Consider the following 14482-nt stretch of genomic DNA (forward strand, 5'->3'; position numbering starts at 1 on the left):
AACATCGTCGTTACCGCTTCGTCTTTCGCTCGTTTTACCCACCGTTGCATCCACGCTGTAAGCCGATGGAAAGCGCTTGCCGCGCGAAACATCGCTCCGTTACACTCGCCATTCGCCGACCATGCGGTCAGCATTATCGACCTTCGCTTTTTGGCGCATCGGTGCGCGGCCCCTGCCTGATTCGAACCCGGAAAATGCTGGTTTTCCGGCGCAATAAAGAAAACGACGATCGAAGGAGTGGAGATGCAGTTGGTTTGGCGCTGGATGAGTGCGGCCATGGCCGCCACGGGGATGCTTGCCGCCACGGCAGGCATGGCACACGCAGACGTGAAGATTGGCGTGACGCTGTCCGCCACCGGGCCGGCGGCTTCGCTGGGGATTCCGGAAAAGAACACGATCGCACTGCTGCCGAAGGAAATTGCGGGCCAGAAGATCGACTATCTCGTCCTCGACGACGCCACCGATTCCACCCAGGCCGTAAAGAACGCGCGCAAGCTCACAAGCGAAGATCACGTGGACGCGTTGCTCGGCTCGACCGTCGTGCCGAATTCGCTGGCGATGATCGACGTCGCCGCAGAGACCTCCACGCCGATGATCTCGATGGCCGCCGCCGCCTCGATCGTCGAGCCGATGGATGCGAAGCGCGCCTGGGTCTTCAAGACGCCGCAGAACGACCAGCTGATGGCTGGCGCGATCGCACAGCACATGGCCGCGCATGGCGTGAAGACGGTAGCCTTCATTGGTTTCTCGGATGCCTACGGCGAGAGCTGGTACAAGGCGTTCAGCGCGGCAGCGGCGAAGCAGGGCATCAAGGTAGTCGCCAACGAGCGCTTCGCGCGCAACGACGCGTCGGTCACGGGCCAGGTGCTCAAGATGATCTCGCAGCATCCGGACGCCGTGCTGGTCGCCGGCGCGGGCACGCCCGCCGCGTTGCCGCAAAAGACGCTCAAGGAGCGCGGTTACGCTGGCAAGTACTACCAGACGCACGGCGTTGCCAACAACGACTTCCTGCGCGTGTGCGGCAAGGATTGCGAAGGCACGTATCTGCCCGCAGGGCCGCTCCTCGTCGCCGATCAATTGCCCGATTCGAACCCCGTGAAGCAGTCGGCACTCGCCTACAAGGCCGCTTATGAGAAGGCATATGGCGCGGGCTCCATTTCCACCTTCGGCGGTCACGCCTGGGATGCGGGCCTGTTGTTGCAGCATGCGATTCCCGCCGCGCTGAAGGCGGGGCAGCCGGGCACCCAGGCGTTTCGCGAGGCGCTGCGCAAGGCGCTCGAAGGCTCGCACGATGTGGCTGGCGCGCACGGCATCTTCAACATGAGCGCGACCGATCATGCGGGCCTCGATGCACGGGCGCGCGTGATGGTGCAGATCGTCGGCGGCAAGTGGCAGCTGGCTGGCGACTGAGTTTCACGAGGAACGCACACGCATCGCACTCGACATCAAAAGGCACGCTCCCCCGGGACGTGCCTTTTTTGTTGCTGTCGCAACGATGCGTTCAAGCGTGAAGCGAGCAGGGCGGCAGTAAAGCAGCAGGATCGCGCAGCGGCTTGTGCAGTGCCGCAGGCAGGGAAAACCATGCGTCACACGCGCGATCCCGGTTACTACACTCAAAGGCCGGCGCGGCGGCGGGCACCTTGGCGCATTGAGCCGCAAGCAGCAACACGACGTCGGCACAACAAATATCGACACGCAGACCAAGCGTTTGGAGACGCGCAATGAAAACGAAGTTGGCGATGAAGAAGTGGTCGGTGAACGCACTCAATGCCGGACTCGCAGCGGCCTTGATGAGCATGGCGGGCGTCGCGGCCGCACAGGTGAAGATCGGCGTGACGCTGTCGGCGACGGGGCCTGCGGCATCGCTCGGCATTCCGGAGAAGAACACAATCGCGCTGCTGCCCAAGGAGATCGGCGGCAAGAGCGTGCAGTACATCGTGCTCGACGATGCCTCCGACACCAGCAAGGCCGTGCAGAACACCCACAAGCTGATCGACGAGGATCACGTCGATGCGATCATCGGTTCGTCGGTGACGCCGAACTCGCTGGCGATGCTCGACGTCGTCGCGCAGGGCAAGACGCCGATGATCTCGCTCGCGGCATCGGCGGCGATCGTGCAGCCCATGGACGACAAGCGTAAATGGGCCTTCAAGCCGCCGCAGAACGACAGCCTGATGGCCGACGCGATTGCGGGCTACATGGAGAAGCATGGCGTGAAGACGGTGGGCTTCATCGGCTTCACGGATGCCTATGGCGACAGCTGGCTCAGGGAGTTCACCGCGGCCGCCGCGAAGCACAACCTGAAGATCATCGCGAGCGAGCGCTATAACCGCACGGATTCGTCGGTGACGGGGCAGGCGCTCAAGCTGATGTCGGCGAATCCGGATGCGGTGCTGATCGCCGGTTCCGGCACGCCTTCGGCGTTGCCCGCGACCACGCTCAAGGATCGCGGCTACAAGGGCAAGATCTATCAGACGCATGGCGTCGCCAATAACGACTTCCTGCGCGTGTGCGGCAAGGACTGCGAGGGCGAACTGCTGCCCGCCGGCCCGATTCTCGTCGCCGACCAGTTGCCCGATTCGAACCCGGTCAAGAAGTCGGCGCTCGCCTATAAGGCGGCCTACGAGAAGGCCTACGGCGCAGGCACGGTCGCGACCTTCGGCGGTCACGCATGGGACGCCGGCCAGATGCTCCAGCGTGCGATTCCCGCTGCGCTCAAGACGGCGCAGCCGGGCACCGAGGCGTTCCGCGTAGCGCTGCGCGACGCCCTGGAGAACATCAAGGATCTGCCGGTCTCGCACGGCATCATGAACACCTCGCCGAGCGACCATAACGGCCTCGACGATCGTGCGCGCGTGATCGTCGAAGTGGTCAACGGCAAGTGGAAGCTGCAAGGCGACTAAGCCGCGCGACGTCCCTGTCTGCTTTTCCCTGAAGCGGCGCAGCCCGGTTGGCTGCGCCGCGCGTTTTCCCGCAGTACCGCAACTTCCCGCATCGCTCCCAACGTCGTCCTGACGTTGCTGGTTTCATGTGTTTCAGGAAAGAGGGGTTATGGATTTATCGATCGCCGCGATCCTTGCGCAGGACGGCATCACCACCGGAGCGATCTACGCGCTGCTCGCGCTCGCCCTGGTGCTGGTGTTCTCCGTCACGCGCGTGATCTTCATTCCGCAGGGCGAGTTCGTCTCGTATGGCGCGTTGACGCTCGCCGCGCTGCAATCGCAGAAGTTTCCCGCCACCTGCTGGTTGCTTGTCGCGCTGGGGGCGGCCTGCTTCCTCGTCGAGACGGGCGGCCTCGTGCGTCATGCCGAACGCCGCCGCCATGCCGCGCGCACGCTCGTCACGCTTGCGGGCAAGTACCTGCTGTTTCCCATCGCGCTCTATGCGCTCACGCGCGGCGTGGCCGGCCAGCCATTGCCGATGCTCGCGCAGATCGCGCTCACGCTCGCCATCGTCGTGCCGATGGGGCCGTTCATCTATCGCCTCGCCTATGAGCCGATCGCCGAGGCCACCACGCTGCTGCTGCTGATCGTGGCGGTGGCGGTGCACTTCGCGATGGTCGGTCTCGGCCTGGTGATGTTCGGCGCGGAAGGTTCGCGCACGACGGCGTTCTCGGACGCCACGTTCAACATCGGCGCGCTATCGATCTCGGGGCAGAGCCTCTGGGTGACCGGCACGGCCGTGGTGTTGATCGTCGCACTGTACTTCTATTTCGACCGCACGATTTCGGGCAAGGCGCTGCGCGCGACCTCGGTGAACCGACTGGGCGCGCGGCTCGTCGGCATCGGCACGACGCAGGCCGGGAGGCTCGCGTTCACGCTTGCGGCAGGGCTGGGCGCGCTGTGTGGCGTGCTGGTCGCGCCGCTCACCACCATCTACTACGACTCGGGCTTCCTGATCGGCCTCAAGGGCTTCGTGGGCGCGATCATCGGCGGCCTGGTGAGCTACCCGCTGGCTGCGGCTGGATCGGTGCTCGTGGGCCTGCTGGAGTCGTATTCGTCGTTCTGGGCAAGCTCGTACAAGGAAGTGATCGTGTTCACGCTGATCATCCCGGTGCTGCTGTGGCGCAGCCTGTCCACGCCGCACGCCGAAGAGGAAGAGGAGTGACGCGATGAAACGACTCGTCCTGCATAACCGCTTCTTCTGGCTGTTCCTCGTGGTGATGTTCGCGCTGCCGGTTTTGCCCGGCGCCGTGCGCGTGCCCGAGTACTGGATCACGCTGCTCAACTACATCGGGCTCTATTCGATTGTCGCGATTGGCCTCGTGCTGCTCACCGGCATCGGTGGGATGACGAGCTTCGGGCAGGCCGCGTTCGTTGGCCTGGGCGCGTACGCGACGGCTTATCTGACGACGCAGTACGGTGTCTCGCCGTGGCTCGCGCTGATCGTCGGCGTCGTCATCACAGCGCTCGTTGCGCTCGTGCTGGGGCTCGTGACGATGCGGCTCTCGGGCCACTTCCTGCCGCTTGGCACGATCGCCTGGGGGCTCGCGCTGTTCTTCCTGTTCGGCAACCTGGACATGCTCGGCAAGTACGACGGCATCAACGGGATTCCGGTGCTCAACGTGCTGGGCATCGAGCTGGAGTCGGGGCGGCACATCTATTACCTGATCTGGGTCGTGGTGCTGGCGTCGGTGATCTCTGTCCAGAACCTGCTCAACAGCCGCACGGGCCGCGCGATTCGGGCGCTGCGTGGCGGCGGGCTGATGGCCGAGGCGATGGGCGTCAACACGGCCTGGATGCGTGTGGTGATCTTCGTCTATGCGGCGGTTCTGGCGGCGGTCTCGGGATTCCTCTACGCGCATTTGCAGCGCGCCGTGAATCCGACGCCGTTCGGCCTGAACCATGGCATCGAGTATCTGTTCATGGCCGTCGTGGGCGGCGTCGCGCACGTCTGGGGCGCAGTGCTGGGCGCGGCAATCCTCACGGTGCTGCAGGACTGGCTGCAGACGCTGCTGCCCAAGCTGCTCGGCGAGAACGGCAACTTCGAGATCATCGTCTTCGGCATCTTGATGGTGCTGCTGCTGCAGTACGCGCGGCGCGGCGTCTGGCCATTTGTGGCGCGCTTCTTCCCGCGTGGGCCGCAGGCGCATGTGCCCGAGCACGCGGAGCCTTTGCCGCAACGCAGCAAGCCAGCGCCTGGCGAGTTGCTGCTGAGCGTCGACAAGGCGCGCAAGCAGTTCGGCGGCCTGGTCGCCGTGAACGACGTGAGCTTCGAGGTGAAGGCCGGGCAGATCATCGGCCTGATCGGGCCGAACGGCGCGGGCAAGTCGACGACGTTCAACCTGGTCACGGGCGTGCTTCAGCCTACCAGCGGCGCGATTACCTTCCGTGGCGCGCGCATTGACAAGCTGACTTCACGTGAAATCGTCGCGCGTGGCATCGGTCGCACGTTCCAGCACGTCAAGCTGCTGCCGACGATGACGGTGCTGGAGAACGTCGCAATTGGCGCCCATCTGCGCGGCCATTCCGGTGTGCTGCGCAGCGTCGTCAAGCTCAATGCGGCGGAGGAGGGGAGGCTGATGAGCGAGGCAGCGCGCCAGCTGCGGCGTGTCGGCCTTGAGCAGCATATGTATGAAGAAGCGGGCAGCCTGGCGCTCGGCCAGCAGCGGATCCTGGAAATCGCTCGCGCGTTGTGCTGCGATCCAACCCTGCTGCTGCTGGACGAACCGGCTGCGGGCCTGCGTTATCAGGAGAAGCAGCAACTGGCCGCCTTGCTGCGCAAGCTGAGAGAAGAGGGCATGAGTGTGCTGCTGGTCGAACACGATATGGACTTCGTGATGAACCTCACCGATCGCCTGGTCGTGATGGAGTTCGGCACGCGCATCGCCGAAGGTCTGCCGCAGGATGTGCAGCAAGATCCTGCGGTGCTGGAAGCGTATCTGGGCGGGGTGGAATGATGACGACACCCATCCTCGAAGTTTCGGGTCTTGCGGTGCGCTACGGCAAGATCGAGGCGCTGCACAAGGCGTCGATCAAGGTCGGCGCGGGGCAGATTGTCTCCGTGATCGGCCCGAACGGCGCGGGCAAGTCCACGCTGCTTAACGCCATCATGGGCGCGCTGCCGGTGACGGGGCACGCGAGCGGGCGCATCGCTTATCTCGGCGATGATGTGGGCGCAATGCCCATCGAGCGCCGCGTGGCGCGCGGCATGTGCCTCGTACCAGAGAAGCGCGAGCTGTTTGCGTCGATGACGGTTGAGGACAATCTCGTGCTCGGCGCGTACCGACGCAAGCGGGCAGGGGAGCGCAACTTCCTCGACCAGCTCGATCACGTGTTCGAGCTTTTCCCGCGCTTGAAGGAGCGGCGCGCGCAGGCGGCTGGCACGCTGTCGGGCGGCGAGCGCCAGATGCTTGCCGTTGGCCGGGCGCTGATGGGCAAGCCGGATCTGCTGATGCTGGACGAGCCGAGCCTCGGATTGGCGCCGCTGATCGTGAAGGAGATCTTCCACATCATCAGCGCGTTGCGGCAGACTGGCGTCGCAACGCTGCTGATCGAGCAAAACGCACGTGCGGCGTTGCAGATTTCCGACTACGGCTACGTCCTGGAGACCGGCGATCTGGCGCTGGAAGGCCCGGCAACTGAGTTGGCGCAAAATCCTCGGGTGATCGAGACATACCTCGGGCTGGTGAAGAAACCGGTCTAGTCCTCGTCAGGCTCTGTAGAAATCGGCGGCGTGTTTCACGTGAAACACGCCTTTTTTTTTATTTCGGCGATTAAACCTTAAACGGGCGTGATCGGTCGAAAACCCTAAACCGTTATAATTCGCGCATACCACTTTTTCTGAGAAGGCTCACGCGGTCAATTCGTCCGTGCGTGAGATCCCCGCCATGCTTTTTCCAACTGAGTTTGACGTAATCGTCGTCGGCGGCGGTCACGCCGGCACCGAGGCCGCGCTTGCCGCTGCCCGCATGGGCGTGAAGACGCTTCTGCTCACGCACAACATCGAGACGCTCGGTCAGATGAGCTGCAATCCGTCGATTGGCGGTATTGGCAAAGGCCATCTGGTCAAGGAAGTCGATGCGCTCGGCGGCGCCATGGCCGCAGCGACGGACGAGGGCGGCATCCAGTTCCGCATCCTCAACTCGTCCAAGGGCCCGGCTGTGCGCGCCACGCGCGCCCAGGCTGACCGCATCCTTTATAAGGCCGCGATCCGTCGACGCCTGGAAAATCAGCCGAATCTCTGGCTGTTCCAGCAGGCCGTCGAGGACCTGATGGTTGAGGGCGATCGCGTGGTCGGCGCGGTGACGCAGGTTGGCCTGCGCTTCCGCGCGCGCGCCGTGGTGCTGACCGCCGGGACGTTCCTCGACGGCAAGATCCACGTGGGCCTCAATAACTACACGGGTGGCCGCGCTGGCGACCCAGCTGCCGTGACGCTGTCGGCACGCCTGAAGGAACTGAAGCTGCCGCAAGGCCGCCTCAAGACGGGCACGCCGCCGCGTATCGACGGCCGCACGATCGACTTCTCGGTGCTCGAAGAGCAGCCGGGCGACCTCGATCCGGTGCCGGTCTTCTCGTTCCTCGGTCGCGCTGAGCAGCACCCGCAGCAGATTCCGTGCTGGGTCACGCACACGAACGAGCGCACGCACGACATCATCCGTAGCGGCCTGGATCGCTCGCCGATGTACACCGGCGTGATTGAAGGGGTAGGGCCGCGCTACTGCCCGTCGATCGAGGACAAGATCCATCGCTTCGCTTCTAAGGAATCGCACCAGATCTTCCTGGAGCCGGAAGGACTGACGACGAACGAGTTCTACCCGAACGGGATCTCCACGAGCCTGCCGTTCGACGTGCAACTGGAGCTGGTGCACTCGATGCGCGGCCTCGAACACGCGCACATCCTGCGCCCTGGCTACGCCATCGAATACGACTACTTTGATCCGCGCGGCCTGAAGGCATCGCTGGAGACCAAGGTGATCAACGGTCTGTTTTTTGCGGGTCAGATCAATGGCACCACGGGCTACGAAGAGGCGGCAGCGCAAGGTCTGTTGGCCGGTATCAATGCTGGTCTGCAAGTGCAGGGCAAGGACGCTTGGTGCCCGCGCCGCGACCAGGCTTACCTCGGCGTGCTGGTCGACGACCTGGTGACGCGTGGCGTTTCCGAGCCGTATCGTATGTTCACGAGCCGCGCCGAATACCGCCTGAGCTTGCGCGAAGACAACGCAGATATGCGTCTCACGGAGATCGGCCGCGAACTCGGCGTCGTGGACGACGAGCGCTGGGACGCGTTCAGCCGCAAGCGCGACGCTGTTTCACGTGAAACCGAACGACTGAAGTCGACGTGGGTGAACCCGAAGACGCTGGGCGCGGAAGAGGCGACGGCTTTGCTCGGTAAGCCGATTGACCGCGAATACAATCTCGCCGATTTGCTGCGCCGTCCTGGCGTGAGCTACGACGGTGTGGTCGGCCTACGCGAAGGCGCATGCGCACCCGATGCTCCGCTTGCTGACGACGCGGTCCTGCTCGACCAGATCAAGGAGCAGATCGAAATTGGCATCAAGTACCAGGGCTACATCGACCGTCAGGCCGATGAGATCGAGCGCAACGGCGCGCATGAAAATACGCGCCTGCCGGAAGGCATCGACTACAAGGAAGTGCGCGGTCTGTCGTTCGAAGCGTGCCAGAAGCTCACCCAGCACCGACCGGAAACGATCGGCCAGGCGTCGCGTATCTCGGGCATCACGCCCGCTGCGATTTCGCTGCTGATGGTGCATCTCAAGCGCGGCCTCGGTCGTCGTCGTCAAAACCCGGCTGATGCTGCTGCTCCCGCAGCGGCTGGCGATAACAACCCGGTGGCTCAATGACGGGACGCGCACGACAACCTGGCGTCGCGGATCGCGACGGTCTCGCACACATGCTGAAGGAGGGCGCAGCCGCGCTCTCCGTCGAACTGACCGAGCGTCAACACGAACAACTGCTGGACTACGTCACGCTGCTTGCGAAGTGGAATGCCGTCTACAACCTGACGGCGATCCGCGACCCGCGCCAGATGATGATTCAGCACATCCTCGATTCGCTTTCGATCCTGCCGCATCTGCCTTCACGTGAAAACGCGACGGTGCTCGACGTCGGTTCGGGCGGCGGCCTGCCCGGTATCGTGCTGGCGATAGCACGTCCGGACTGGCACGTGACGCTGAACGACATCGTGCACAAAAAGTCGGCGTTCCAGTCGCAGGCCAAGGCCGAACTGGGACTCGCGAACCTGGCCGTGGTGACGGGGCGAGTGGAATCACTGCGTCCTGGCATCGAAGTGCCAAAAAAATTCGACTTGATCGTCTCGCGGGCATTCGCGGAACTCACCGATTTCGTTACACTGGCCCGTCACCTCGTCGCGGACGGTGGCGCGATCTGGGCCATGAAGGGCGTACGCCCGGATGGTGAGATCGAACGCTTGCCTGAGGGCGCGCGCGCAGTGAAGACGATTCGTCTTTCGGTGCCGATGCTCGAAGCGGAGCGTCACCTCAGCGAAGTCCTGGTTGAGCCGTTGCCGCAAGCGTGATTGCGGTAAACGGCAACGTCACAGAAACACAGCAGCATTGGCCGAAAGGCCGAATAGCGCAGCCGTTCTGGCTGCGCTAACGTAAGCAAACTTTTAGGCAGTAAAGGGACACACACAAGATGGCAAAAATCTTCTGCGTTGCGAACCAGAAGGGCGGCGTCGGCAAGACGACGACAACGGTCAATCTCGCCGCGAGCCTCGCATCGCAGGGACAGCGTGTCCTCCTCATCGATCTCGACCCGCAGGGCAATGCCACGATGGGCAGCGGCATCGACAAGGCCGCCTGCGACTACACCGTTTATGAAGTGCTCGTCGACGGCATCTCGGTGCCTGACGCACGCAAGAGCCCGGAGCATGTCGGCTACGACGTGCTGCCCGCGAACCGCGAACTCGCCGGCGCCGAAGTGGAACTCGTCTCGGTCGAGCAGCGCGAACGTCGCTTGAAGAATGCGCTGGCCCAGGTGGACGATCAGTACGACTTCGTCCTGATCGATTGCCCGCCTGCGCTCTCGCTGCTCACGCTTAACGGCCTGTGCGCTGCGCACGGCGTCGTGATCCCGATGCAGTGCGAGTACTTCGCGCTCGAAGGTCTCTCGGATCTCGTCAACACGATCAAGCAGGTGCACGCGAACATGAATCGCGACCTGAAGGTCATCGGCCTGCTGCGCGTGATGTTCGATCCGCGTATCACGCTGCAACAACAGGTGTCGGAGCAACTCAAGGAACACTTCGGCGACAAGGTGTTCGACGCAGTGATCCCGCGTAACGTGCGTCTTGCTGAGGCACCCAGCTACGGCTTGCCGGGCGTGGTGTTCGATCGTGCATCGCGCGGTGCGCAGGCCTACGTGCAGTTCGGCGCGGAAATGATCGAGCGCGTGCGCGCGCTCTGACGCAGACTGGGGAAGCACGATGAACGCAGTAGCACGTAAGAAAGGATTGGGCCGAGGACTTGAGGCATTGCTCGGCGGCAGCGCGGACATCACCGAAGCGGTGAAGATCGAAGGCGCACCCAACACGCTTCCGCTCACGCAGATGCAGGCGGGCAAGTACCAGCCTCGTACGCGCATGGACGAAGGCGCACTCCAGGAACTCGCCGCGAGCATTCGTGCGCAGGGACTGATGCAGCCGATTCTCGTGCGTCCGATCGGAGCGGATCGTTACGAGATCATCGCGGGCGAGCGACGCTTCCGCGCCGCGAACATCGCGGGGCTGACGGAAGTGCCGGTGCTCGTGAAGGACGTGCCCGATCAGGCCGCCGCCGCAATGGCGCTGATCGAGAACATCCAGCGCGAAGACCTGAATCCGCTCGAAGAGGCGCAGGGTATCCAGCGCCTGCTCGACGAATTCAATTTCACGCACGAACAGGCGGCGGAGTCGGTAGGGCGTTCGCGCAGCGCCGTGTCGAACCTGCTGCGCCTGCTGAACCTGGCGACGGCGGTGCAGACGATGTTGCTTGCGGGCGATCTCGACATGGGGCATGCACGCGCGCTGCTCGCGGTGGATGCGGCCACGCAGGTTCAGCTCGCGCATCAGGTGGTCAATCGACGCCTGTCGGTGCGTGAAACGGAGAAACTCGTTGCGGCCACAACCAAAGCCGTTCCCACGGTCAAGGCGAAAGTCGCACAGGATGGTGGCCGTGACACGCGCCGTCTCGAAGAGGAGTTGTCTGACCTCCTGGCCGCCACGGTGAAGATCAAGGTTGGCCGCCGCGGTCGCGGACAGTTGACCGTCGATTTCGGCGACCTCGATTCTCTCGAGGGCATTCTGCTGCGCCTGCGCGGCGAAGCCGCAGTCTGACGCGCCACGCGCTCCCGGTGCGAGAATCCGATGCCGCGAAGCGCGGCTCCATGAACGCGACGCCGAGCCTGCTGCGGCGGGTCGGCGCGTTCATGCTCGGCGAACCGGTGCTGTCGATTCTCGTCGTCGCGCTGGTGCTGCTCCAGGTTTTCGCACCGCAGCCTTTGTCCAGGCTGCCTGCGCTGGTCGACTGGCAAACGGTGATGACGCTCGCCGGTTTGCTGATCCTGACCAAGGCGCTGGAATATTCAGGATTCCTGACCTGGACTGCGCATCGGCTGGTGCACCGGATCCGCTCGGAACGCGCGCTCGCGTTCCTGCTGATCGGGCTCGCGGCCGCGCTTTCGACGATTGTCACGAACGACGTGGCGCTTTTTGTCGTGGTGCCGCTCGTGCTCTCGCTGAACCAGCTCACGCCGCTGCCGCTCAAGCGTCTCATCATCATGATTGCGCTGGCCGTGAATGCGGGCTCGGTGCTGACGCCGCTCGGCAATCCGCAAAACCTGTTTCTCTGGCAACTGAGCGGCGCGTCGTTCGGACAGTTCGTCGCCGCGCTCGCGCCGTTGTGCGCGTTGCTGATGGCGCTGCTGTTCGTGCTCGCGGCGTTTCTGTTCAAGCCGCAGCAACTCGACCTCACCCAGGACGCCGACGAACATCCCGTCGATCGCGCGTTGGCCGGTGTCGCCGCTGTGTTGTTCGTCGGCTTTGTGCTGCTCGCCGACGCGCATCGTGCCGGCATTGCGTTGGCCGGAGTAGGGGCGGGCTTTTTGCTGTGGCGTGCGCGCATCGTTTTGAAGATCGACTGGCTGCTTTTGTTGATCTTCGTCCTGATGTTCGTCGTTTTGCGAAGCGCTGCCGCATTGCCGATGATCCATCACGCGCTCGCCGATCTCGCGTTACAGACGCCACTGCGCGCTTATGCCGCAGGCGCCGTACTGTCGCAAGCTATCAGTAACGTTCCCGCCGCAATCGTGCTTGCGGGCTTCACACACGACTGGCGTGCGCTCGCCTTCGGCGTCAGTGTGGGGGGCTTTGGTGTCGCCATCGGCTCGCTGGCGAACCTGATTGCCGTGCGCCTGTCGGGCGAGCGTGGCGTGTGGCTGCCGTTCCACCTCATCTCCATACCGTTCTGGTTAATTGCGGTATTGGGCGGCGCAGCTTTATTGTCTTTTTTCTGACGGAAATACGACAAGAGCGGCGACACAGACGCCGTTCCACGGTAAAATCGCGCCCCGTTTTGCCTGGCTCTCCTGAGTGCAGACCGCGTGCAGGACACCGCCTTACAGTTTCCGTTACCCCCGGAGTAATGGCGTGTTTTCCGCATGATGGAGTAGCATTTCACGGGTGTTATTGAGCGGGCTAAAGTCTTGAATTGGCTGCAACTATCGCTTACAATCGCCCGGATTTATTTGGTTGGCGATGCTGTAAGCACGTTGCAAGAAAGCGCGTGCAAGGCAAATATCCGGAATCAAACGATGGTGGGTCAGAGGCCAGACGAAGCGCCGCAGGCGCATGAAGGGCCCGAAGGTCCGCAACGCAAGAACGAAACATCCCGCCGGGGGCAGGATGTGAAACCGGAAGCAGCAGACGCCACTGTGCGAGTGGGTGCCGCAGGCACTGACCACAACGCAGAGTGGGACGCCGACCAGCAAGATAACAACGACATCGTTCCGCTCACCCGGGCCGAAGCCGAGCAGATCTTCGGCGCACAGGTGAGTCGCCCCTCCCGCGTCACACCTTTTCGTGTCGTGGCGGCGCAAGTAGTTTTGTCCCTGGTTGCTACGCTGGTCTGGTGGCTGTTTTATAAGCCGCCGGGTGTGCATGCGCCGAATGCCGTTGCGTTATCGGCATTTCTGGGCGGAGCGATCTGCTGGGTGCCTGGTGCGCTGTTCGCGGCGCGCCTCAAGCAGTTGAGCCGTGCAGCGACCGTGTTCAACTGGGTGCTCGGCGAAGCATTCAAGATGGGGGCGACGATAGCGATGTTCGTCGCCATCGCGTTTGGGTATCACGACGTGCAGTGGATTCCGTTGCTTGTCACGTACCTGATCGCACTAAAGACATACTGGATCGCGCTCGCGTTGCGCTGACCCACTGCCGACATCGCGCCGCCCACTACGTAGCCAACGTAGAAGGCGTCGAGGCGATCGAAGCGGTGCACGGTTGGACTGCGCGTAGGCGACACATGCGGAGATAAGACTTACTCCGCGGCGGTGCGTTCCCGCAATACAGCATTGCGGGCGCGGCCGGAACCGATTTTCGACAATTTGGGTGGCTTTTAACGATATGGCAGCTAGCGAAGGCACGCGCGCTCTGGATCCGTCAGAGTACATTGCGCACCACTTGCAGAACTTTTCCACCTCGCATCAGACGTCGATCGTCGATTTTCACGTCTGGAACATCGACACGCTGTTCTGGTCGATTCTCTGCGGCCTCGTGACCATTTTCCTGCTGCGTCTCGCAGCGCGCGGTGCGACCTCGGGTGTTCCGGGCCGCTTCCAGTGCGCTATCGAGATGCTGGTCGAAATGGTCGAAGACCAGTCGAAGTCCATCATCCACGGCAATCGTAAGTTCATCGCGCCGCTCGCCCTGACCGTGTTCGTCTGGGTTGCACTGATGAACTGTCTCGACTTCATCCCCGTCGACCTGCCGGGCCGCGTGATCGGCTGGCTGGGTCTGTCCGAAGCACTGCCGCACCAGCGTATCGTCCCGACCGCCGACCTCAACGGCACGTTCGGCATCGCGCTCGGCGTGTTCGTGCTGATGATCTATTACAACCTCAAGATCAAGGGTCCTGGCGGCTTCGCTCACGAGCTGCTGTCGGCTCCGTTCGGCTCGCACCCGCTGCTGTGGATCCCGAACCTTGCACTTAACATCATCGAGTTCGTCGCCAAGACGGTTTCGCTCGCCCTGCGGTTGTTCGGCAACATGTATGCAGGCGAACTGCTGTTCCTGCTGATCGCCCTGCTGGGCAGTCTCTGGACCTTCGGTGCGGACACGACGGTGCTTGGCTTCATCGGCCACGTGATTGCAGGTAGCGTCTGGGCGATCTTCCACATTCTGATCGTCCTGCTGCAAGCGTTCATTTTCATGATGCTGACGCTGGTGTATATCGGCCAGGCACACGACAGCCACTAAGCGGCAGTCGAACCAAGAATTGCAGTTTTAAGTTTCAAATCCCCAGTTCCAG

At 63.1% G+C, this 14482-nt stretch carries 12 protein-coding genes; all 12 read left to right on the forward strand.

The annotated features are described in order from the left end of the window. Nucleotides 1-243 precede the first annotated feature (243 nt). The 12 genes from BBA01S_RS08135 (at nucleotide 244) to atpB (ending at nucleotide 14430) form a co-directional block, all read left to right on the forward strand. On the forward strand, nucleotides 244-1410 hold the full coding sequence (locus BBA01S_RS08135; RefSeq protein WP_027815987.1) for an ABC transporter substrate-binding protein: 1167 nt from the start codon (nucleotides 244-246) through the stop codon (nucleotides 1408-1410). 329 nt (nucleotides 1411-1739) lie between these two features. Continuing rightward, nucleotides 1740-2903: an ABC transporter substrate-binding protein gene (locus BBA01S_RS08140; RefSeq protein WP_027815988.1), complete on the forward strand. Its 1164-nt coding sequence runs from the start codon at nucleotides 1740-1742 to the stop codon at nucleotides 2901-2903. 148 nt (nucleotides 2904-3051) lie between these two features. Then, nucleotides 3052-4107, forward strand: a complete 1056-nt coding sequence (locus tag BBA01S_RS08145; RefSeq protein WP_027815989.1) for a branched-chain amino acid ABC transporter permease — start codon at nucleotides 3052-3054, stop codon at nucleotides 4105-4107. 4 nt (nucleotides 4108-4111) lie between these two features. Further along, nucleotides 4112-5899 carry a branched-chain amino acid ABC transporter ATP-binding protein/permease gene (locus BBA01S_RS08150; RefSeq protein ID WP_052391701.1) on the forward strand — a complete coding sequence of 596 codons (1788 nt, stop codon included), beginning with the start codon at nucleotides 4112-4114 and terminating at the stop codon, nucleotides 5897-5899. Continuing rightward, nucleotides 5896-6645 carry an ABC transporter ATP-binding protein gene (locus BBA01S_RS08155; RefSeq protein WP_027815991.1) on the forward strand — a complete coding sequence of 250 codons (750 nt, stop codon included), beginning with the start codon at nucleotides 5896-5898 and terminating at the stop codon, nucleotides 6643-6645. The genes BBA01S_RS08150 and BBA01S_RS08155 overlap by 4 nt, the downstream gene beginning before the upstream one ends. Nucleotides 6646-6829: 184 nt before the next feature. Continuing rightward, nucleotides 6830-8803, forward strand: coding sequence for a tRNA uridine-5-carboxymethylaminomethyl(34) synthesis enzyme MnmG (gene mnmG, locus BBA01S_RS08160; protein ID WP_027815992.1), 1974 nt, complete (start codon nucleotides 6830-6832; stop codon nucleotides 8801-8803). Then, nucleotides 8800-9498 (forward strand): 16S rRNA (guanine(527)-N(7))-methyltransferase RsmG, encoded by a 699-nt coding sequence (gene rsmG / locus BBA01S_RS08165; protein ID WP_027815993.1) that lies wholly within the window; start codon nucleotides 8800-8802, stop codon nucleotides 9496-9498. Before mnmG ends, rsmG begins: the two co-directional genes overlap by 4 nt. A gap of 119 nt (nucleotides 9499-9617) precedes the next feature. Further along, the gene (locus tag BBA01S_RS08170; RefSeq protein ID WP_027815994.1) at nucleotides 9618-10388 is read left to right on the forward strand and encodes a ParA family protein; all 771 of its coding nucleotides are present in this window, start codon (nucleotides 9618-9620) and stop codon (nucleotides 10386-10388) included. 19 nt (nucleotides 10389-10407) lie between these two features. Then, complete coding sequence (locus BBA01S_RS08175; protein WP_027815995.1) at nucleotides 10408-11295, forward strand: ParB/RepB/Spo0J family partition protein; 888 nt, start codon at nucleotides 10408-10410, stop codon at nucleotides 11293-11295. Nucleotides 11296-11345: 50 nt separating this feature from the next. Next, nucleotides 11346-12473 carry an SLC13 family permease gene (locus tag BBA01S_RS08180; RefSeq protein WP_027815996.1) on the forward strand — a complete coding sequence of 376 codons (1128 nt, stop codon included), beginning with the start codon at nucleotides 11346-11348 and terminating at the stop codon, nucleotides 12471-12473. Between the two features lie 297 nt (nucleotides 12474-12770). Next, nucleotides 12771-13382, forward strand: a complete 612-nt coding sequence (locus BBA01S_RS08185) for an ATP synthase subunit I (RefSeq protein ID WP_084161965.1) — start codon at nucleotides 12771-12773, stop codon at nucleotides 13380-13382. A gap of 196 nt (nucleotides 13383-13578) precedes the next feature. Beyond that, nucleotides 13579-14430 carry a F0F1 ATP synthase subunit A gene (atpB, locus tag BBA01S_RS08190; RefSeq protein ID WP_027815998.1) on the forward strand — a complete coding sequence of 284 codons (852 nt, stop codon included), beginning with the start codon at nucleotides 13579-13581 and terminating at the stop codon, nucleotides 14428-14430. Nucleotides 14431-14482 lie beyond the last annotated feature (52 nt).

The sequence above is a fragment of the Paraburkholderia bannensis NBRC 103871 genome, from assembly GCF_000685015.1.
In the GTDB taxonomy this organism is placed as follows: Bacteria; Pseudomonadota; Gammaproteobacteria; order Burkholderiales; family Burkholderiaceae; genus Paraburkholderia; species Paraburkholderia bannensis.